Genomic DNA, 21,064 nt, shown 5'->3' on the forward strand with positions numbered 1-21,064 from the left:
CAGCCTGACATGACGGGCGGGTGGTCGTCATGTTTCGCGGGCGCTAACTACCGCCGGTTTCACTCGAACGATGGGATCGCATTCGGACATGGACCACGAATCCGCGGCAGATGGTGGACACTCCGGCGCGGGCCTCGGTCGCGAGTTGTCGGAGGGGACCGGCAGACTGCACCACCATGACCGACGAACCGAAACGCCCCGAACCACCACTCACCGGCGACGAGCGCACCCAGCTGAACGGCTTCCTCGACTTCCTCCGCGCCACCGTCGTGTGGAAGTGCTCGGGACTCACCGACGAGCAGGCCCGGCGGCAGCTCGTGCCCAGCGAACTGACCACCATCGCGGGCCTGCTCGGGCATCTGACCCTGGCCGAGCAGTACTGGTTCTCCGTGGTGCTCGACGGGCAGGAGGACGTCTGGAAGGAGGCGCTCGAAGTCGATCCCGACGCCGAGTTCCGGGTCGCCATGCAGACCCCGATCGAGCAGTTGATCGCCGCCTACGAGGCCGAGTGCGAGCGAGGCCGCAAGGTCGTCACCCGGATGGGGCTGGACGACAAGGTCCCGTTCCGCGGCGACCGCGAGGTCAACGTGCGGTTCGTGGTCACGCACATGATCGAGGAGACCGGCAGGCACGCCGGCCACTTCGACCTGCTTCGCGAGCTGACCGACGGACTCACCGGGGAGTGAAGCCGCCCTGGGTCTCAAAGCGCGCTCTCGGATTCTCGTAGCCGGGCCGCGGCACCGGCTGGTCACTCACCCGGCCCTATCGGCTGGAGCAGGCCGAGCCTGGTACCGCGGACGACACCCGATCGGGTCAATGCCCAGATCCGTCGGCGAGACCGCCTTCGACGTCGAGATCACCGGAGACGCAAGCCCTGGCGAGGCCCTGTTCGCCGGGGGCGTACAGGAGGCGGCGCGGTGCCCGCCGGTTGCGGAGCACCACGGTCGGGGCATCCGGCGGACCGGCGCGTACGCCGTCCCACGTACGGAGACCGACCGGTCGAGCCACCGAGGAGCCGCTCGACGAACAGGGCCAGGCGAGACGCGGGACTGTTCGGCATAGTCGGCATTCGGCTGCGGACAGGAAACGATGGGTCGGACTTCGCCTTGGTCCAATCCGGCCCGGCTCCTGTTCCGAATCCCTCTTGTGCACACCAGGGATCAACCCATCGAACGGGCCGCCAAGGAGCTGACCGCCGAACTCGGCGACGCCACGGTGGCGCATGTCCGGCGCGCCGATCCGCCGATCTCGTTCGCCACCGCCTCTGGCTGTGGCTCATCGATCTCGACGCGCCGCCGAAACTGCCGTGGTGGCTGGGCCCCTTCGTCCGCTTCGACCCACGCGACCATTTCGCACCCGAGGACACCGCCAGTATCCGGTCCAAAGTGGACCGCTGGCTCACGGCGCGCGCCGTCGGGCCACCGGCCCGACGGCGGACTCGAATGCGTCATCGCCGAGGTCCACAACACCTACGGCGGCAGGCACGCGTACCTCCTGCGCCCCGACGCCGACGGGAACGCCCACGCGGACAAGGAGTGCTGCGTCTCGTCATTCCAGTCGACAGACGGCGGCTACCGGATGGCGGTGCCGCGTCCGGGACCGCTGCTCTCGGTCCGGATCGCGCTCCGTCAGGGCGGGCGAAGCCCGCTGACAGCGTCGCTGCTCGGCGTGCGGCGGCCCGCCACCGCCAGGTGGCTGGCGCGTCTGCTGCTCACCCGTCCGTTCATGTCGCACCGGGTCTCGGCGCTGATCCGGCGGCATGGGGCCAGACTGTGGCTGAAGAAGGCCCCGCTGACCCCTCGTACCCCGCAGACCACCGGAGGCAGGCACGATGGATGAATCGGCACGTCCACGCCGGATGGCGCCCGCCCCCGGAACGGGTGACGAACCGGCCGGGCCGACGGCCGAGGACCTGCTCGTCCGGGTCGCGAAGGGGGACGAGCGGGCCTTCGACGCGCTGTACGACCAGCTCGCCGGCCCGATCCTCGGCCTGGTGCGGCGAATCCTTCGCGACGCCGCCCAGTCCGAAGAAGTCACCCAGGAGGTCATGGTCGAGCTGTGGCGCACGGCCACGCGGTATTCACCGGACCGGGGGAGTGCCTTGAACTGGGCCATGACGCTCGGGCACCGCCGCGCCGTGGACCGCGTCCGTTCGGCACGGGCCAGTTCGGATCGCGAGGTCAAGGCGACCTTCGAGGCCGCCCGCGCGCGGCCCTTCGACGAGGTCGCCGAGGCCGTCGCGGCCCGCTGGGAGCGTTCGCAGGTACGCCGCTGCCTCACCAGCCTGACCGAGCTGCAGCGGGAAGCCGTGCTGCTCGCCTACTACCAGGGATACACCTATCGCGAGGTCGCCGAAGTGCTGCAGACCCCGCACGGGACCATCAAGACTCGACTCCGGGACGGCCTGATCAGGCTCCGGGACTGTCTGGGGGTGACGGCATGACGATGCCCGAAATGCACACGCTCACCGGGGCATACGCCGTCGACGCGTTGTCCGAAGTGGAGCGTGCCCAGTTCCGGCGGCACCTCGGCGAGTGCGCCTCGTGCGCCCAAGAGGTCCTCGAACTGCAGATGACCGCGACCCGGCTCGGCGCCGCGCTGGCCGAAGACCCGCCGCCGGAACTCAAACGCCGCGTCCTCGCGCAGGCGAGGGCGACCCGGCAGCAGCCGCCGAAGACGCGCTTCGAAACGGGAGGGCGCGTCAAGGGCCGCAGGCGCGCGCCACGCTGGGCGATCGGGGCGGCCGCCGCGGCGATCGTCGGGCTGACGGGCACCGCCGTGTTCGGTGGCATCGCCTACGAGAACCACACCCAGTTGACCGCCGCGCGGGAAGAGGCCGCGCAGTACGCGGCGCGCTACGCCCCTGTCGCCGAGGTGCTTTCGGCGGCCGATCTCCGGACCGGGCACGCCGAAGCGTCCGGCGGGGGCGGCGGGACGGTGATGATGTCGCGCGCCAAGGACAAACTCGTCTTCATGGCGGCACAGCTGCCGAAGAACGATCCTGGCCGGATCTACCAGGCCTGGTTCATGTACCCGGGGGCCGCGCCGAAGCCCGCCGGGCTCATTTCCGGTGGTCAGGAAGGTGCGTTGCTGGTCGCCGACGGGATCACGGGGGCCGAGCAGTTCGCGCTCAGCGTCGAACAGGCGGGCGGATCACCGACCGGAACGCCGTCGAAGGACGTCGTCATGGTCATGTCCATGCCCACCTGATTCCGGCCAATACCAGGCCGCCGTCCGGCGCTTCCGCCGGGTCTCGGTCTTGCGCCCGCGAACATGTTGTGGCAAAACACCTTTGCGACACACGGCGTGGCTACTGGATTCAAGCCAGCCTGGTGCATACCGTCCTGCTTCAACGTCGGCAGTTGACATAACTCTCAATCTGAACTTCAGCTCGAGGGTTCGGCCCAGGCTCAGCGACCGGCGGGCAGCACGAGCACACACGATCAGGAAGGCGGCTCCGATGACGCCCCCGCACAACTACCTTGCGGTGATCAAGGTCGTCGGTATCGGCGGCGGCGGAGTTAACGCCGTGAACCGCATGATCGAGGTCGGCCTCAAGGGCGTCGAGTTCATCGCGGTGAACACCGACGCCCAGGCACTGCTCATGTCCGACGCCGACGTCAAGCTCGACATCGGCCGGGAACTGACCCGCGGCCTCGGTGCCGGCGCCGCCCCCGAGGTGGGGCAGAAGGCCGCCGAAGACCACCGCGAAGAGATCGAAGAGGTCATCAAGGGCGCCGACATGGTGTTCGTGACCGCGGGCGAAGGCGGTGGCACCGGCACCGGTGGCGCGCCGGTCGTCGCCCAGATCGCCCGCAAACTCGGCGCGCTGACCATCGGCGTCGTCACCCGTCCGTTCACCTTCGAGGGCAAGCGCCGCAGCAAGCAGGCCGAGGACGGCATCCAGCAGCTGCGCAACGAATGCGACACCCTCATCGTCATCCCGAACGACCGGCTGCTGCAGCTGGGCGACATCGGCGTCTCGCTGATGGACGCCTTCCGTTCCGCGGACGAGGTGCTGCTGTCCGGTGTCCAGGGCATCACCGACCTGATCACCACGCCGGGTCTGATCAACCTGGACTTCGCCGACGTCAAGAGCGTCATGTCCGGCGCGGGTTCCGCGCTGATGGGCATCGGCTCGGCGCGCGGCGAGGGCCGGGCGATCCAGGCGGCGGAGAAGGCGATCAACTCGCCGCTGCTGGAAGCGTCGATGGACGGGGCGCATGGCGCGCTGTTGTCGATCGCGGGCGGGTCGGACCTCGGCCTGTTCGAGATCAACGAGGCCGCGTCGCTGGTGCAGGAATCAGCGCACCCCGACGCCAACATCATCTTCGGGACGATCATCGACGACTCGCTCGGCGACGAGGTCCGGGTCACCGTGATCGCGGCCGGTTTCGACGCGGGCACGCCGACCCACAAGAAGCTCGACCCGTCGACCTTCGGCTCCCGGTCGAACTCGACCGCGTCCGCGCAGGCGGGCCAGGTCAGCGGTGGCGGGGCGACGCCGGTGCAGAGCCCGCCTTCCGGTGCCACGCCGGTGCCGTCGACCGGCTCCAACGGCTACCCGGTCGCGCCGCCGCGCACGCACTCGCCGATGCCGTCCTCCCGGAGCGAGGGCAACGGCTCGATGACCGGCGGGCTCCCGCAGCCCGGCGGCGGCTCACGCGGCTACTCGCCGATCGGGTCGAACTCGACCCACGGCAGCCTTCCCGGCCGCGCCACCCCGGTGCACGACGACCCGTCGGACGACGAAGTCGACGTTCCCCCGTTCATGCGGCGGTAACCAGCGCCAGTCTCGTTCCGTGAAGGCCTCCTTGACTACCTTGAAGGTAGTGAAGGGGGCCTTCACTCAGGTCTAGGAGGAATCGCGTGCGGGTACGGCGGGTCGTCACGACCAGGGCGGGCGGGGCATCCCGGCCGCCTTACGACACCTTCAACCTCGGTGACCATGTCGGTGACGACGCGGGTGACGTCTACGCCAACCGCAAACGCCTCGCCACCGAGCTCGGCCTCGCCGAGGACAGGCTGGCGTGGATGGAACAGGTCCACGGCCGCACCGCGACCATCGTCGATGGCTCCGAAACCGCCGCGGCGGAAGCGACCGATGCTCTCGTGACAGCCGAGCCGGGCCTCGCGCTCGTGGTGCTCGTCGCCGACTGCGTCCCCCTCCTGCTGGCCGACGTCGAAGCCGGGGTCGTCGCCGCCGTCCACGCGGGCCGCGTCGGCGCCCGGGTCGGCGTCGTCCCCGCCGCGATCGAGGCGATGCGCTCGCTCGGCGCGGAACCGGGCCGTACCGAAGCACTGCTCGGGCCCGCGATCTGCGGTGACTGCTACGAAGTCCCCGCCGACATGGCGGCCGACGTCGAGAAGCACGTACCGGGCAGCGCCTGCAAAACCCGCAAGGGCACGCCGGGGCTCGATCTGCGCGCCGGGCTCTGGCGGCAACTCACCGACCTCGGCATCGGCAAGATCGGCGTGGATCCGCGCTGTACCAACGAAGACAAGACCCTGTTCAGTTTCCGCCGCGACGGCACCACCGGCCGGATCGCGGGCATTACCTGGCTGGACGCGTCGTGAGCGACGCCCGTAAGGACGAACTCGCGGCCAACCTCGCCGAAGTGGAACAGCGGATCGCCGCCGCGTGCGAGGCCGCGGGCCGGGCGCGCGACGAGGTCCGGTTGCTCGCGGTCACCAAGACCTTCCCGGCGCTCGACGCCGCGTTGCTCGCCGACCTCGGCGCGCTCGACCTCGCCGAGAACCGCGACCAAGAGGCGGGTCCGAAAGCCGAAGAGGTCGCCGTCCTGCGTCCGGACGCCCGTGTCCGCTGGCACATGGTCGGCAGCCTCCAGCGGAACAAGGCGCGCTCGGTCGTGCGCTGGGCCGACGAGGTCCAGTCCGTCGACTCCGAACGGCTCGCCGACGCGCTCGCGAAGGCGACCAAGTCGGCGCTTGATTCGGGGCAACGTGATCACCCGTTGGACGTCCTCATTCAAGTAAGTCTCGATGACGATCCGAAGCGCGGGGGCATTCGGCTGAACGAACTGGCCCGGTTGGCGGAGCGGATGGTCCATGTGGGTGATCTTCGCCTCCGTGGGCTTATGGCGGTGGCCCCGCTGGGTATTGCTCCCGCTGAGGCGTTCGAGAAGCTTGCTTTGGCCTCGGAGCGTCTTCAGGAAGAACACCCAAATGCCCGTGAACTCTCCGCCGGAATGAGCAATGATCTCGAGCAGGCGATCGCGCACGGCTCGACGTGTGTGCGTGTCGGAACCGCGCTGCTCGGTGGGCGCGGTTTAGCCTCGGCTTAGGGAATACCGTTTCGTCGCTACGGGGAGTGGCGGCGGAGGCGGGGGAGCACGGTGCGGGACGCGGCTAAGGCTAGGGAGAGGCATGAGCGCGCTGCAGAAGCTGAAGGCCTACTTCGGGATGGTGCCCGCGGACGAAGACGGCTACGACGTCGAGGAAGGCTACCGGCGAGGCTACGCCTCAAAGGAATATGCCGACGACGAGTACGACTACGACGACGAGCCGGTTGCCCGGTCGCGGGGTGGACGCTACCGGGACGTCGACGACACTTACGACGAGCCTGTCACCCGGACTCGGTCACGCTCCGTGATCAGTCCGGAGCCGGCGGTCCACGGGGCATTGGCGATCGATCGTCAGCCGGAACCGGTCGCGCGGTTGCGTCCGGTCACCGAACCGGTCCGTCCGGCCGTTCGTGACCCGTTGAGCCGGATCACCACGTTGCACCCCACGAGCTACGCCGAAGCGCGGGCGATCGGGGAGCACTACCGTGAAGGCATCCCGGTGATCATGAACCTCACCGAGATGGAAAACGCGGACGCGAAGCGCCTTGTCGACTTCGCTGCCGGTCTCGCGTTCGCGTTGCGCGGCTCGATGGACAAGGTCACCAACAAGGTGTTCCTTCTCTCACCGCCCGATGTGGACGTCACCGCGGAAGACCGTCGGCGGATTGCCGAAGGTGGATTATTCCTGCGCGGCTGATCACCTGGTGACCGCTGAGCGCAGCCGGATGTGATTTTGTCGACTCATCGGCATCTGCCGTCCGTCAACCGGGTCTTTTGACGCGGGACATGGCAGAGTGGTTACGTGAATGCTGTGTTGCTGGTCGTCTGGTACGTGCTGTTCGCTTTCTGGCTCCTGCTGACGGCACGGATCGTCGTCGAGCTCGTGCGTGCTTTCGCTCGCGAGTGGCATCCTGCCGGAGGGGTTGCGGTAACGCTCGAGACCATCTACACAGTGACCGACCCACCGGTTCGTCTGTTCAGACGAATCATCCCGACCGTACGAATCGGCGGCGTCGGACTGGACTTATCGATTATGGTGCTGCTGTTGGTTGTGTTCTTCGCGATGCAGCTGACAACGCCAGGGTGATTTTCGGGGAAGCCCGGGTGGACCTGCAGGCCATGGAGTGCGTGAGGTGATCTGATGTCGTTGACCCCCGCTGACGTGCATAACGTCGCGTTCAGCAAGCCGCCCATTGGCAAAAGGGGCTACAACGAGGACGAGGTGGACGCGTTCCTCGACCTGGTGGAGACCGAGCTTGCCCGGTTGATCGAGGACAACAACGAGCTGCGGCAGCAGGTCGAGCAGCTCGACAACGAGCTCGAGACCGCCCGTGGTGAGCTCGAAAACGCCAAGGCCGGTGCCGTCGGACCGCCGCCACAGGTGCGTGACGAACCGTCGCGTCGCCTGGCGCCGGTCCCGCCGCCGCAGTCGGCGATGGAGCAGACCCAGGCCCATTCGATGGTGCCGGACAACGGGGAACCCAACGTCCAGGCCGCGAAGGTGCTCGGGCTGGCCCAGGAAATGGCCGACCGGCTCACCGCCGAGGCCAAGACCGAGTCGGACGGCATGCTCGCCGAAGCCCGGACAAAGTCCGAGCAGCTGCTTTCGGACGCGCGATCCAAGTCGGACTCGATGGTGAACGAGGCGCGCACGCGTGCCGAGACCATGCTGAACGACGCGCGAACCCGTGCCGAGACCTTGGAGCGCCAGGCGCGCGACAAGGCGACGACCATGGAGCGCGAGGCTCAGCGCAAGTACACCGAGACCATGAACAACATGAACGCGGAGAAGGGCTCGCTGGGCAAGAAGATCGAAGAGCTGCGCACGATCGAGCGGGAGTACCGCACGAGGCTGCGTGGGTTCCTCGAGTCCCAGCTGCGTGAGCTCGACGACCGCGGTTCGGCCGCTCCGGCTTCGGCGTCTTCGTCGAACTCGGGACAGTCGGCATCGTCCTCGGGCGGTGGACAGGGCTACTCGTTCGGTCCCCGCGCGGAAGCCGGCTGACGGCTCTCGGTCAACGCATGGGAACGGCCTCGGCACTCTCCGGAGGGTCGGGGCCGTTCCGCTTGCCCGTCATGTTGTAATTCACCGTGCTCTACATCGTCCTGGTACTGGTACTGACGGCTCTGGGGCTGCTCGTCGCGGCGCTCATCACCGCGAACTCCCTCTGGGCCTGGATCTCCATCGCCCTCTCCGTCGTCGCTGGGCTGCTCCTCGTCTTCGACTGGCTGCGTCGCCGGAAGAAGCGTTCCGCAGAGAGCGCCGCACCCGTCGAAGAGACGGCGGACGACCCTGCCGACGAGGCGGCTGACTCCGAAGAGGATGACGAAGAGAGGCCCCAGGACGCCGAGCAGACCGTCCTGATGCCCACCACCGGTGAACTGGGCGACCCGGAAGAGGCCGCCGAGCCGCAACGCATCGGCGATCCCGGTGAAGAGGAGAGCGATCCTGCGGATGTGGCGATCGTCTCCGAACTGGAGACCGAGATCGTCGTCGTCGACGAATACCCGCGCTATCACGTGACCACCTGCGCGTGGCTCGAAACCCGCGACACCATTCCGCTCGGTATCGGAGAGGCGCGGCAGCTCGGCTTCACGCCGTGCGCGCTGTGCACGCCCGACGCGGAGATCGCCGGACAGCATCGCGACAAGACCAAGGCGGACGGTTAAGCGGCCCTGACCAACCGAGCCGCCTCGCCGAGGGCGACCACGTCGGCGGCGATTGTGTCGAGTACCAGGCGTTGTTCCTCGTCGGCGTCCGGCGGCACCGGGATCTCCGCCACTTCTTCGGTCCCGAGCGCGCGGGCGGCTTCGCCGACAGCGGCCGCGGCACCGGCCGATCCAGGGCGCAGCAAAAGCGACGAGGCCGTGACAGAGAGGCCGCGCAAGGCTTCGGCGGCGTTCTCCAGCGCGTCACGTTGTCCAGGCGCGGGTTCCTTCGTGCCCGGCTCCGCGGCGAGCAGGCCGTGCTGCGCGACAGCGGCGGCGCGGAACTCGCGACCGAGCGTCCGCGGGTCGACGTTGTCACCGCGTAGTTTCCGCCCGACCGAACCGAGCAGCGTGCGGGTGGCCTCGACCGCGGTGCCGAAGCGTTCAGCCGGACCGGGTTTCGGTACCCCGGGGATCGCGGCGAAACCGAACAGCAGCGCGATGGCGCCGGCGAGGACCATCAGGAGCAGATACTCGACCAGAACGTAGCGCGGGTCGAGGTGTTTGGTCGTCGCGTTCATGCCGACGGACATCAGCACCATGCAGCCGTTGAAGATCGTCGGCCGGGTCCGCATGACGGAGAACCCGCCGAGCAGGGCCGCCAGCCCGATCGGCAGCAGAAACCCTTGCGGCAGAAGCCAAAGGACGAGCGCGAGGACGACGGCGCCGCCGAGGGAACCGCCGATGCGCTGCCAGGCCTTGCGGAGGCTGTCGTGCCAGTCCGGTTGCATGATGGCGAAAGTGGCGAGCAGGAAGGACACGGTGAGCGGGTCGCCCGGCCGGAAACTCGCGACGACGAGCGCCAGCGCCACCCCCAGCCCGCAGCGGAGCGCGTGCCGGAACTGCGGTGACCGCCAGGACAACGCGCCGCTCAGCTCGATGCGACGCAGTTCTTGGCGAAGTCCTTTCGGAACGTCCACATGCGATTCGTCGCGTTCGGTCGCCGCCGACCGGATGGTTTCGAGGGAGTCCCAGAGCGCGGCGACGAGCCTGGCCGTGGCGCCAGGCAGCTGGACAAGTTCCATCCGCCGCACCGGTTCGACGCCGTCCGTTGCTTTCGGGGTTCGGACGACGTCGGCGAGCCTGACGGCTTCTTCCTTGGCCGCGTCGAGTGTTCGGGCTATTTCGGCACTGTCGAGGTGTTTTCCGCGGATCTCGAGCAATCCGGTGGCCGCGCGGTACCGGAACATGCCGCCGAGGACCCTGCCGGTCCAGCGACGGGGCCGGTCCGCGAGCCAGAGTCTCGCCGCGCGCTCCTGCGTTTCGGCCGTACCCGCGGCGATCGCGTCCGCCAGCGCTTCACGGGTCGGCTTGGCCGGATCCTTGGCGCCCATCAGGATCCGCAGCAGGATCACGACCCCCACCGCGAGCGCGGGCGCGCCCAGGATCTGCCCGGCCGACGCCGTCCCCGTCAACTGGAAGCCGTAACCGAACAAGGACGCCATCCCGAGGCCCAAGCCGACCGTGACGAACCGAGCGCCGAGCACGGGCAGCAGGCCGGCGACGACCACGATCACCACCAGCAGCCCGATCGCGGCCCACTGCGAGACCTGGCCCAGCAGCCTCGGCGCGCCGACCGCGAGGACCAGCGACGGCGCGAACCACGCCAGCAGCCGCAGGTCAGCCCAAAGTGGTCCGCCGACCGCCGCGATGAGGCAGAAGAGCGCCGTCAGCGCGGCGAGGATCGCGGCGTTGCCCAGCCCCAGCAGGAAGCCGAGGCCACTGACGCCGCCGAGGACCACCAGCAGGACGATGAGGAGTCCGGGCCCTTTCATCGGGCCTCGCAATTCGGCATACCCGTCAACCTAGAGGCGATGGCGGGGACGGCAACTCGGGGGTGGTCTGTGTCCTTGGAACGCGATTCACCACTTTGCGGCTCGCCTATTTTCAAGGCTTCTTCGATCTCTGTAGTCTGAACATGCTATAGCACAGGTGTTCGATGCGGCGTGCACCGAGTGGTGGCGTGCCGACACTGCGGCGCTGTATGCCCGCAAACAGGAATGGGAAGTCCTCAAACGGCAATTGGAGGCCGAGCGGAATGCGATCCTCGCGGAAATCAACAGTCGCGGTGTCCGTGGCCGCTCGGGTCATGCGACTCTGGCGGCATTGATTTCGAGGATTTCCAGGTAACGGACAAAGGAGGCCGAGGTGCGCGCCGATCGGGTGCCGGGCTCTGGGTGGGGATCCGGTGTCTCCTTGGGCGCCTTCGACCGCCGAGGTGGCGGCGGAGGGTGCGATCGGTAGTGCGCAGATCGACGCGATCGTCCGCACCCTCGCCCGCATCCCTTCCACCGTGCCCGAGATCTGGTCGATTTGGCTTGTCGGGCGGGGCGACGGTTCTTGGACAAGCTGGATCCCGATGGCAAGGAGCCCCGCAACGAGGATCCGAACGACGCCCGGCCGGAGTTGTGGTTCGTCAAGCGCCGTGACGGCACCCTTGGCCGCACACCTCAGGACACAGGCTGACCTGGCGGCTGTATAACGATCTATACGACCGCGCGGAGAACATGCTGCGAAGACGCCTGGCGGGCTTCTTGAGGGCGAGTCCTCAACCGATCCGCTCGCACATCTCCAGCGCCGCCGCGAATTCCCCGGTCATGGCGAGGGTCCACGCCGCGCCCATCCGCGCTCCGGCGGCTTTCGAATGGGCGTGGACGGTTTCGTAGTACTCGGCGGCGAACTGGACGAATTGCAAAGCAAGTCCCGATTTCACCACGAAGTCCCCGCAACGGTGCGCGTGGTCTCCCAACAAGACTTCGTCGTCGGTACGCGGTTTTACGTTCTCCAGTGCCTTGAGCGCGGAGTCAAGGTCACCGAAAACTCCCAGGCTTCCGCGAGCCGCAGCGCGGCACGCAGATGCTCGGCGGGTTCGTCCAGCACGGCCAAGCGGTCGACCCTTTCCCGTAGGTCGGCGAGGGCGTCGTCACCGTCGAGAGACCGGTTCAGGGCGATCCGGGAGAGCGCGGCCTGACGCCGGACTTAGTTCCCGAGCGCGCGGCGACAACGAATCCCCCAGATCCAGCGCATCCACCACCGGTTCCCCGGTCATGAACGCCCGGATCCGCTCGCTTCGCGCGGAATTGCCATTGCGGGCGTCGAACCTTGCCGCGACGGCCGGCGCGGCGGAACCGTGTTCCGACCCCGGCCCGAACGCGAGCGCCGCGGCGGCGTGGAAATCCCTCTCGGCCGAGGGAACGTACCGCCTCCAGGCATGGCGCTCCACCAGTTTCCGTGCCGCCTCGGAATTACCGGTGCGCGCACAGAATTCCACATGCCGCGCGATCGCGTCGAGATTTTCCGGCTTGGACCAAAACGCGGAGTAGGACTGCCGGAACGCGTCGACCGCTTTCTCCAGCCGCCCCAGCCGGACGTAAGTGAGCATGAGCGCGGCGAGCATCGAATGGGGCTGCCGCGAGCAGGTGTCCTCGTCGATGAGGAGCCGCGTCGCCTCCTCCGGTCTGCCCGCGTGGATCAGCTGGTCGGCCTTGATCCCCGCGCCACATCTGGAGCACCGTGAACTCTCGCGCGGGGAGCTCCAGCGCAGCCTGGCCACGGCGCTCGATCACCGCCTCCGCGTTTTCGCCCACCCCGGACAATCGGGTTGCCCCCGCGCGCTACTCTTGAGACAACTGGCACCGATCCGGCCATCACCGGGGAGCCTCCGGAAGAACAGGGCCCGCGCCCTCAGTAGAACCGGACGGGTACGGCCCGTCACAGCCGTCGAATGAGCGGCCCAGCCGGAACACCACCGGCCGGGCAAGCGGGGTGGTACCGCGGAACGCGCCGGAAACGGCCGTCTCGTCCCCGTGTGGGTGAAAGCCCGTACGAGAGAGACGAACCGCGAGGAGCACCGAAGATGTATCCCAAGGCACAGATGGACGGCGAGGCCGGCGTCCCGTCCCAGCCTTCGTTCCCCGAGTCGGAGAAGCGCGTCCTCGCGTATTGGGAATCCGATCGGACCTTCCAGGCCAGCATCGAAGCCCGCGAGGCCGGGCACAACGGCTCGAACGAGTACGTCTTCTACGACGGTCCGCCGTTCGCCAACGGTCTCCCGCACTACGGTCACCTCCTCACCGGGTACGTGAAGGACCTGGTGCCGCGTTACCAGACCATGAAGGGCAAGCGCGTCGACCGCCGCTTCGGCTGGGACACCCATGGTCTGCCCGCCGAGCTCGAGGCGATGCGTCAGCTCGGGATCACCGAGAAGTCCGAGATCGACGCCATGGGCATCGACGTCTTCAACGACGCGTGCCGCGAGTCCGTGCTGCGCTACACCGGCGAATGGCAGGACTACGTCACCCGCCAGGCGCGCTGGGTCGACTTCGACAACGACTACAAGACGCTCGACATCACCTACATGGAGTCGGTGCTCTGGGCGTTCAAACAGCTGTGGGACAAGGGCCTCGTCTACGAGGGCTACCGCGTCCTCCCGTACTGCTGGCGCGACGAGACGCCGCTGTCCAATCACGAGCTGCGCATGGACGACGACGTCTACGCGAGCCGCCAGGACCCGGCCGTCACGGTCGGTTTCCGCCTGGAGGGCAACGACAACGAACTCGACGGCACATACCTGTTGATCTGGACCACGACGCCGTGGACGCTGCCGTCCAACCTCGCGACCGCGGTGCACCCCGATGTCCGGTACGTCGTCGTGGAGTCGGAGGCGCAGGAAGGCAAGCGGTTCCTGCTCGCCGAAGCGCGCGTCGCCGCGTACGCGCGCGAACTCGGCGAAGAGCCGACGGTCGTCGGGCACTACACCGGTACCGAACTGCTCGGAACCCGTTACGCCCCACCGTTCCCGTACTTCGCGGGGCACGAGCACGCGCACCGCGTGCTGTCCGCGGACTATGTCACCACCGAGGACGGCACCGGTGTCGTCCACATCGCGCCCGCCTACGGTGAAGAGGACAAGGCCGTCACCGACGCCGTCGGGATCGTGCCGGTCACGCCGGTCGACGCGCAGGGCAAATTCGACGCCACCGTCCCGGACTACGCGGGACAGCAGGTGTTCGACGCGAACCCGAACATCATCAAGGATCTCAAGAACGGCACCGGTTCCGCCGGCCGCCAGGGCGCGGTACTGCTGCGCCACGAGACCTACGAGCACCCGTACCCGCACTGCTGGCGCTGCCGGAACCCGTTGATCTACCGCGCCGTTTCGTCGTGGTTCGTCGCGGTGACCGAGTTCAAGGACCGGATGATCGAGCTGAACCAGCAGATCACCTGGTACCCGGAGAACGTCAAGGACGGCCAGTTCGGCAAGTGGCTGGAGAACGCCCGCGACTGGTCGATCTCGCGCAACCGGTACTGGGGCACGCCGATCCCGGTGTGGCAGTCGGACGACCCGGCGTACCCGCGCACGGACGTCTACGGCTCGCTCGACGAACTCGAGCGGGACTTCGGCGTGCGGCTGGAAAACCTGCACCGGCCCTTCGTCGACGAGCTGACCCGGCCCAACCCGGACGACCCGACCGGGAAGTCCACCATGCGCCGGATCGAGGACGTGTTCGACGTCTGGTTCGACTCGGGTTCGATGCCGTACGCCCAGGTCCACTACCCGTTCGAGAACACGGACTGGTTCGAGCACCACTACCCGGGTGACTTCATCGTCGAGTACATCGGGCAGACCCGCGGCTGGTTCTACCTGCTGCACGTGCTGGCGACCGCGTTGTTCGACCGGCCGGCGTTCCGCACCTGTATCTCGCACGGCATCGTGCTCGGCTCGGACGGCCAGAAGATGTCCAAGTCGCTGCGCAACTACCCGGACGTCAACGAGGTCTTCGACCGCGACGGCTCGGACGCCATGCGCTGGTACCTGATGGCGAGCCCGATCCTGCGCGGCGGGAACCTGATCGTCACCGACAAGGGCATCCGCGACGCCGTCCGCCAGGCCGTGCTGCCGCTGTGGAACTCGTACTACTTCCTCGCCCTGTACGCGAACGCCGAGGGTGTGGAAGGCAAGTGGCGCACGGATTCGAAGCACGTGCTCGACCGGTACGTGCTGGCGAAGACGCACGAGCTGGTGACCGACGTCGAGCACGCGCTCGACACCTACGACGTCGCCGGTGCCTGTTCGACCGTCCGCGACTTCCTCGAAGTACTCACGAACTGGTACGTGCGCCGGTCGCGCGACCGGTTCTGGGCGGGCGAGCAGGACGCGATCGACACCCTCCACACCGTGCTGGAGGTGACGTCGCGGGTGGTGGCGCCGTTGCTGCCGCTGACCACCGAGGTCGTTTGGCGCGGGCTGACCGGCGGCCGTTCGGTCCACCTGACCGACTGGCCGAACTCCCTCGACCTGCCCGCCGACGCGGCGCTGGTGACGGCGATGGACAGGGTGCGGCAGGTGGCGTCTTCGGCGCTTTCGCTGCGGAAGTCGAACAAGCTGCGGGTCCGGCTGCCGCTGGCCAAGCTGGTCGTCGCCGCGGAGGAGGCCGACTCGCTGCGCGAGTTCACCGACATCCTGCGCGACGAGGTCAACGTCAAATCCGTCGACCTGACCACGGACGTCGCCGCGCACGGCGGCTTCGAGGTCGCGGTCAACGCCCGTGCCGCCGGGCCGCGGCTGGGCAAGGACGTCCAGACGGTGATCAAGGCCGTCAAGGCGGGCGAGTGGACGACGTCCGAGAGTGGCGCCGTCGTGGCGGCCGGCATCGAACTCGTCGAGGGCGAGTACGAGCGCCGCCTGGTCGCCAAGGGCGGCGGCGCGGCCGCGGAACTGCCCGGCGGGGCGGGGCTGGTGCTGATCGACACCGAGGTCACCGACGAACTGGCGGCCGAGGGGCTGGCCCGCGACCTGGTCCGGGTCGTGCAGCAGGCCCGCCGGGACGCGGGTCTCGACGTCGCCGACCGGATCTCGCTCACCGTCGACGCGCCGGACGACGTGGTCACGGCCGCGAAGACGCACGAGGAGTTCATCTCTTCGGAGACCTTGGCGACTTCGGTGGCTTACGACGCCGTCGCCGACGGCTCGGCCGGAACGGTCGGCGAGGGCACCAAGGTGACCGTGGCGGTCGCCAAGGCTTGACCCGAGAGTGAGATGAAAGGCCCCTTCATTGCAAATTTTGCAATAAAGGGGCCTTTCATCTCATTTTGACCCGACGACCGAACCCGCGCGGATCACGAAACGGATTCGGAAACGTCGCTTTCCTGCTCGAAGGGAGCCTTGCGCGGGGGAAATGGGCAGGCTGGCCCGAGGCGCGCGAGGGGTGCGCCGCACTGGGGGAGAGCGAGTCCATGAGTCCTGCCCGAAAACGAGGAATCCTGATCGGCGCCGTGCTGGCGGTCGTCGCCGTCGTGGTGGCCGCGGTGGTACTGCTGGTCCAGGAGGATCAGGCGCCCGCCGCCACCGACGGCCCGGGGGGATCCACCGAGGGCGCGCCGGAGAGCCCGGCGCAGATCGCCACCCGTTTCCTGCGGCAGTTCGACACCGGTGACCTGACCGGCGCCCCGGTCGACGACCCGGCTGCGGCTACGGCCGCGCTGTCGGCTACTCGCGGCGCGCTCAGCGGGGCGTCGGTCAAGACGGTTCTCGGCGAGGTTCCGACGACGCCGGGGGAAGCGACCACGACTTCGGCCACCTTCCACGCTTCGTGGACCTTCGCGGGCGACAACGTCTGGAAGTACGAAGGCAAGCTGGAGCTGGTCCGCAACGCCGGGAAGTGGGTGGTCCGCTGGGCGCCGTCGGTGATCCACCCGAAGCTCGAAGCCGGTCAGCAGCTGTCGCTTACACCCGTTTCGGCCAAACCGGTCGTGGCCGACCGGGACGGCAAGGCCCTCGTCGGCGGGGACGCGGCGGGCGTCGCGCCGATCCTTCAGGGGGCGCTGTCCAAGGTCGCGTCCGAGCAGAACGGCGGCACCGGAACGGCGGCCTCGGTCGCCGTGTCGCGTCTCGACGCCTCGGGCAAGCCGGTCGAGACGCTCTTCGGGCAGACCAAGGAGACTGACCAGCCGCTGGTTTCGACCTTGAGCGTGGCGTCCCAGAGCGCCGCGCAGAAAGCCGTCGACGGCTTCGGAGGCCCGGCGATCATCGTCGCGATGAAAACCTCGGGCGACCTCCTGGCGGTCGCGCAGAACGGCGCGGCCGGGAACCAGCCGAAGGCGCTCAGTGGGCTGTACTCGCCGGGGTCGGCCTTCAAGATCGCCACGGCGACAGCGGCGCTACAGCAAAGCGGGATCTCCGCCGACTCGCCGGTGGCCTGCCCCGGCAGCGAGCAGATCGGGACCCGCACGCTCAAGAACGACAACGGGTTCGACCTCGGGACCGTCTCGGTGAAGACGGCGTTCGCCGCGTCGTGCAACACGACCTTCGGGCGGCTCGCCGGGCAGCTGCCCGCGGACGGCCTCGCGAAGGCCGCGAACCAGTTCGGCCTCAACGCCGACTTCGAGATCCCCGGTCTGGCCACCGAGACCGGGAAGGTGGAGCCGTCGAGCAGCGGCGACGAACAGGTCGAAGCCGGCATCGGACAGGGAAAGGTGCAGGTCAGCCCCTTGGGTGCGGCGCTGATGGCCGCCACCGTCGCGGCGGGGAAGCCGGTGGTGCCGAAGCTGTGGCAAGGGCTGGAGACCAAGGTCAACACCGGTTACCAGGCCCCGTCGCCGGGGGTGCTGAACCAGATCCGGGCGATGATGCGCGAGGTCTGCACGACCGGGACCGCCAAGGCGTTGAAGAGCAGCGGAGCCGTCTTCGGCAAGACCGGGACGGCGCAGTTCGGCTCCGGCGCCGGCGCCAACGGCTGGTTCGTCGGCTACCGCGGCGACGTGGCGTTCGCGGTCATGCTCGAAGGTTCCAACGACTCCGAACCCGCCGTCCAGCTGGCGGCGAAGTTCCTGGCAGGCTGACGGTTCGGCCTTCGCCGAAACGTCGGTCTTCTACGGTGAGCCGATGGAAACGATCGCCTTGGCCGAGGTCGCGGCCGTGCTCGCCGATCCGAGCCGCGCGTCGATGTGCCTCGCGCTGCTGGACGGGCGCGCCTGGACGGTGACCGAACTCGCGGGCGCGGCCGACGTGGCCGCGTCGACGGCCAGCGAGCACGTGACGAAACTGGCCGAGGCCGGATTCGTCGCGCGCGTCAAGCAGGGGCGGCACAGCTACGTCCGGATCGCCGACCCCCGGGTGGCGGAGCTGATCGAGCATCTGGCGCAGCACGCCGCCCACCGTCCGGTGAAGGGGTTGCGTTCGTCGGTCCGGGCGCGGCGGCTGGAATTCGCGCGGACCTGCTACGACCACCTCGCGGGGAAGGTCGGCGTCGCGATCCGGGACGGGATGCTCGCCACCGGCCTGATCGCCGAGGCGGACGGCTTGACGCTGACCGGACGAGGTCGTGAGGTGCTGGGTGAACTGGGCGTGGAGATCGCCGAGAGCCGCCGTCCGCTGCTCCGCGACTGTCTGGATTGGACGGTGCGCCGTGAACACCTGGCGGGCCGGGTACCGGCGGCGTTACTGTCTCACGGAGTGAGTGCCGGCTGGTTGACCCGTGAGGGCAACCGCGCGGTGAAGGTCCTCCCCGGGGCGGAAGAGCCGTTCGCGGTGCTCGGGGTCGACCTGGTGGCCCTGCGCAGTCCTTAAAGGACAGTCTGTAACACAGGCCGGTCGACGCGCCGTCAAGCGGTACACGAAGGAGTGACGAGCACCGCCTCACTATTCTGGAGCCCTCACGGCGGCCGGACGGGAGGCGACTCATGGAGCAGCTCCCGCTCATCCTGGGTACCGGCGGCGCCGTCCTGCTCGTGGCCGTGATCGCCGTCCGGGTGTCGATCCGGGTCGGCCTTCCCTCTCTGCTGCTCTATCTGGGGATGGGGGTCCTGCTCGGGGAAGCCGGGTTCGGCATCCAGTTCGACAACTCCGAGCTCACCCAGTCGCTCGGCCTCGCCGCGCTGGTGATGATCCTGTCCGAAGGTGGTCTCACCACCCGGTGGTCGGCCGTCAAACCCTCGCTGGGCATCGGAATCGCACTGTCCACAGTGGCCGTCGCGGTGAGCATCGCGGTCACCGGCGCCGCGTTGCACTGGCTGCTCGGTCTCGACTGGCGGATGGCGCTGCTGTGGGGCGCGGTGCTCGCCTCGACCGACGCCGCCGCCGTCTTCTCGGTGCTGAGATCGGCGGGGATCGGGAAGCGGCTCGTCGGCGCGCTGGAAATCGAGTCGGGGATCAACGACGCTCCGGCCTACATCGCCGTCGTCGTCCTTGCCGAGGGCACGATGGTGGACTGGTCGCTGCCGCTGCTGGTGGTCTACGAACTCGCCGCCGGACTGGTGATCGGCCTCGCCTTCGGCTGGGGTGGCGCCCAGGCGCTGCGCCGGGCCGCGCTCCCGGCCACCGGTCTGTACCCGCTCGCCACGGTCGCGGTGTGCGTCGTCGCCTATTCGAGCGGGCAGCTCGCGCACGCGTCGGGCCTGCTCGCCACCTATGTCGCGGCGCTGGTGCTGGGTAATTCGAAGCTGCCGCACCGCTCGGACACGCTTTCCTTCGCCGAAGGGCTCGGCTGGCTCGCGCAGATCGGGCTGTTCGTGCTGCTGGGCCTGTTCGCCTCGCCGAGCAGGATCCTGGAGAGCCTGGTCCAAGGGCTGGTGGCGGGCGCGGTCGTGTTGTTGCTGGCTCGTCCGCTGTCGGTCGTGCTGTCGGCACTGCCGTTCAAGATCCCATGGCGAGAACAGGTGTTCCTGTCCTGGGCCGGCTTGCGCGGGGCGGTCCCGATCGTGCTCGCGCTGATCCCGCTGTCGTCCGGGGTGCCCGGCGCGCAGGAACTCGTCGACGCGGTGTTCGTCCTGGTCATCGTGCTGACCCTGCTCCAAGGCGCGACCTTGACCCCGCTCGCCAAGGTGCTCGGGCTGGCACAGCACTCCGAAGCGCACGAGATCGACGTCGACTCCGCGCCCCTCGACGAAATGGGTGCCGAGCTGCTGCAGGTCCGCATCCATCCCGGGTCCAAAATGCACGGCGTCTACCTGGCGGAACTGCGGCTTCCGGTGGGGGCGACGATCAGCCTGCTCGTCCGCGACGGCACCGGGTTCACGCCCAACAAGAACACCCGGCTCCAGGAACGGGATCAGTTACTCGTCGTGACCACCTCCGAAGCCCGTGACGGTGCCGAACGACGGCTCCGTGCCGTCGACCGCGCCGGTCGCCTCGCCAGGTGGAAGGGCGAATCCGGCCAGTAGGTCACGAACCCGCACCAGTCGTTCGTCGGTTGATTTCAGAAAATTCGTCACAGGTTATTCCTTTTCGTCCTCCTTTTGGATTACTTTCCCGGCAATCCACTCCATCGAATGGGTGAGTGCCACGGGTTAAGGAGTACGCAAGGTGACGAAGCTTCGTGCGCAGTTCGCCGGTCTGGGGGCGGCGGCGGTTCTCGTAGGGGTGATCCTGTCGGCACCCGCCTCTGCCGCGGGCGCGTTTCCGGCGTTCGGCTTGCCGTTCGACACCGGCCAGTCGGTCTACTCGGCGGGGATCCACTCGGACAACGGCACCTCCGGCGTCAAGAACGCCATCGACTTCAGCCCGGCGGACAAGACCGTCCGCGTCCCGCTGGCGGGCACCGTCCGGATCCAGCACTGCGACGGCGGTGACTGGGTGACCGTCGACCACGACGGCGGCTGGCGGACCGGGTACTACCACCTCGAGGGCATTTCGGTCACCGACGGCCAGCGGGTCGTCCCCGGTGACACCCTCGGCCGGACCGGGAACGCGCTGCCCTGTGGCGGCAGCAGCACCGGCGCGCACGTGCACTTCACCCTGTGGACCCTGCCCACGGCCGCCAAGGGCGGTGACTCCCGCGACTTCGGCGTCGGCGCGGGCGACTGGAACGGGATGTCCTACGACGAGGTTTCGACCAAGGTCGCCGAGGCCTACGGCGAAGCGATCGACGGCAAGACCTTCGGCGGCTGGCAGTTCACGGCGGGCGCCGATCAGTACTCGGGTACCGCGACCGAGGTCGCCTCCCGCTCCGTCGTGTCCCTGCCCGGCCGTTTCCGCGTCTGACGTCTCGCGTTCTGTCCTCTGGATGCGGTATTTGCGCGTGCATCTATCGCATTCAGAGGACGAAATGCGG

18 protein-coding genes and 2 pseudogenes are annotated in these 21,064 nt (G+C 68.4%); 16 read left to right on the forward strand and 4 right to left on the reverse strand.

Going from position 1 to position 21,064, the window contains the following annotated elements; all coding sequences use genetic code 11:
* Window positions 1-176 precede the first annotated feature (176 nt).
* A complete protein-coding gene (locus AVL48_RS13075) occupies window positions 177-686 on the forward strand; it encodes a DinB family protein (protein ID WP_061983238.1) in 510 nt (169 codons plus the stop codon).
* A 92-nt stretch (window positions 687-778) separates the two neighbouring features.
* On the opposite strand, the pseudogene AVL48_RS39005 reads toward AVL48_RS13075, so the two are convergent.
* A pseudogene (locus AVL48_RS39005) lies at window positions 779-1,060 on the reverse strand (SAM-dependent methyltransferase); the annotation flags it as partial.
* 128 nt (window positions 1,061-1,188) lie between these two features.
* On the opposite strand from AVL48_RS39005, the pseudogene AVL48_RS13080 reads away from it, so the two are divergent.
* The 10 genes and pseudogenes from AVL48_RS13080 (at window position 1,189) to AVL48_RS13125 (ending at window position 8,975) form a co-directional block, all read left to right on the forward strand.
* Window positions 1,189-1,839, forward strand: a pseudogene (locus tag AVL48_RS13080) (DUF1365 domain-containing protein).
* A complete protein-coding gene (sigK, locus tag AVL48_RS13085; RefSeq protein ID WP_061983239.1) occupies window positions 1,832-2,443 on the forward strand; it encodes an ECF RNA polymerase sigma factor SigK in 612 nt (203 codons plus the stop codon). The pseudogene AVL48_RS13080 and the gene sigK overlap by 8 nt, the downstream one beginning before the upstream one ends.
* A complete protein-coding gene (locus tag AVL48_RS13090) occupies window positions 2,440-3,210 on the forward strand; it encodes an anti-sigma factor (protein ID WP_061983240.1) in 771 nt (256 codons plus the stop codon). Before sigK ends, AVL48_RS13090 begins: the two co-directional genes overlap by 4 nt.
* Before the next feature lie 250 nt (window positions 3,211-3,460).
* Window positions 3,461-4,783, forward strand: a complete 1,323-nt coding sequence (ftsZ, locus tag AVL48_RS13095; protein WP_061983241.1) for a cell division protein FtsZ — start codon at window positions 3,461-3,463, stop codon at window positions 4,781-4,783.
* An 86-nt stretch (window positions 4,784-4,869) separates the two neighbouring features.
* Complete coding sequence (pgeF, locus tag AVL48_RS13100; RefSeq protein ID WP_061983242.1) at window positions 4,870-5,577, forward strand: peptidoglycan editing factor PgeF; 708 nt, start codon at window positions 4,870-4,872, stop codon at window positions 5,575-5,577.
* On the forward strand, window positions 5,574-6,305 hold the full coding sequence (locus AVL48_RS13105) for a YggS family pyridoxal phosphate-dependent enzyme (RefSeq protein ID WP_061983243.1): 732 nt from the start codon (window positions 5,574-5,576) through the stop codon (window positions 6,303-6,305). The genes pgeF and AVL48_RS13105 overlap by 4 nt, the downstream gene beginning before the upstream one ends.
* A gap of 82 nt (window positions 6,306-6,387) precedes the next feature.
* Window positions 6,388-7,002 (forward strand): cell division protein SepF, encoded by a 615-nt coding sequence (locus AVL48_RS13110; RefSeq protein ID WP_061983244.1) that lies wholly within the window; start codon window positions 6,388-6,390, stop codon window positions 7,000-7,002.
* Window positions 7,003-7,116: 114 nt separating this feature from the next.
* Window positions 7,117-7,392 carry a YggT family protein gene (locus tag AVL48_RS13115; RefSeq protein ID WP_061983245.1) on the forward strand — a complete coding sequence of 92 codons (276 nt, stop codon included), beginning with the start codon at window positions 7,117-7,119 and terminating at the stop codon, window positions 7,390-7,392.
* Window positions 7,393-7,446: 54 nt separating this feature from the next.
* Entirely contained in the window at window positions 7,447-8,310 is an 864-nt protein-coding gene (gene wag31, locus AVL48_RS13120) for a DivIVA-like cell division protein Wag31 (RefSeq protein WP_061983246.1), read from the forward strand.
* An 86-nt stretch (window positions 8,311-8,396) separates the two neighbouring features.
* Window positions 8,397-8,975, forward strand: a complete 579-nt coding sequence (locus AVL48_RS13125; RefSeq protein WP_061983247.1) for a hypothetical protein — start codon at window positions 8,397-8,399, stop codon at window positions 8,973-8,975.
* Here AVL48_RS13125 and AVL48_RS13130 read toward each other — a convergent pair.
* The 3 genes from AVL48_RS13130 to AVL48_RS13135 form a co-directional block, all read right to left on the reverse strand.
* Complete coding sequence (locus AVL48_RS13130; RefSeq protein WP_061983248.1) at window positions 8,972-10,789, reverse strand: FUSC family protein; 1,818 nt, start codon at window positions 10,787-10,789, stop codon at window positions 8,972-8,974. The two genes, AVL48_RS13125 and AVL48_RS13130, sit on opposite strands and share 4 nt — an antisense overlap.
* Window positions 10,790-11,562: 773 nt before the next feature.
* A complete protein-coding gene (locus AVL48_RS39010) occupies window positions 11,563-11,727 on the reverse strand; it encodes a hypothetical protein (RefSeq protein WP_156515766.1) in 165 nt (54 codons plus the stop codon).
* 210 nt (window positions 11,728-11,937) lie between these two features.
* On the reverse strand, window positions 11,938-12,567 hold the full coding sequence (locus AVL48_RS13135; RefSeq protein ID WP_061983249.1) for a hypothetical protein: 630 nt from the start codon (window positions 12,565-12,567) through the stop codon (window positions 11,938-11,940).
* Between the two features lie 303 nt (window positions 12,568-12,870).
* Between AVL48_RS13135 and ileS the strand changes: the two genes are divergently transcribed.
* From ileS to AVL48_RS13160, 5 genes are all read left to right on the forward strand, one after another.
* The gene (gene ileS / locus AVL48_RS13140; RefSeq protein WP_061983250.1) at window positions 12,871-16,041 is read left to right on the forward strand and encodes an isoleucine--tRNA ligase; all 3,171 of its coding nucleotides are present in this window, start codon (window positions 12,871-12,873) and stop codon (window positions 16,039-16,041) included.
* A gap of 209 nt (window positions 16,042-16,250) precedes the next feature.
* Entirely contained in the window at window positions 16,251-17,855 is a 1,605-nt protein-coding gene (locus AVL48_RS13145) for a penicillin-binding transpeptidase domain-containing protein (protein ID WP_061983251.1), read from the forward strand.
* A 43-nt stretch (window positions 17,856-17,898) separates the two neighbouring features.
* Window positions 17,899-18,582 carry an ArsR/SmtB family transcription factor gene (locus tag AVL48_RS13150; protein ID WP_061983252.1) on the forward strand — a complete coding sequence of 228 codons (684 nt, stop codon included), beginning with the start codon at window positions 17,899-17,901 and terminating at the stop codon, window positions 18,580-18,582.
* Window positions 18,583-18,695: 113 nt separating this feature from the next.
* The gene (locus AVL48_RS13155; RefSeq protein ID WP_061983253.1) at window positions 18,696-20,174 is read left to right on the forward strand and encodes a potassium/proton antiporter; all 1,479 of its coding nucleotides are present in this window, start codon (window positions 18,696-18,698) and stop codon (window positions 20,172-20,174) included.
* Between the two features lie 142 nt (window positions 20,175-20,316).
* Complete coding sequence (locus tag AVL48_RS13160; RefSeq protein ID WP_061983254.1) at window positions 20,317-20,994, forward strand: M23 family metallopeptidase; 678 nt, start codon at window positions 20,317-20,319, stop codon at window positions 20,992-20,994.
* Window positions 20,995-21,064 lie beyond the last annotated feature (70 nt).

Origin of the sequence: Amycolatopsis regifaucium, from assembly GCF_001613935.1 — a bacterium.
GTDB classification, from domain to species: domain Bacteria; phylum Actinomycetota; class Actinomycetes; order Mycobacteriales; family Pseudonocardiaceae; genus Amycolatopsis; species Amycolatopsis regifaucium.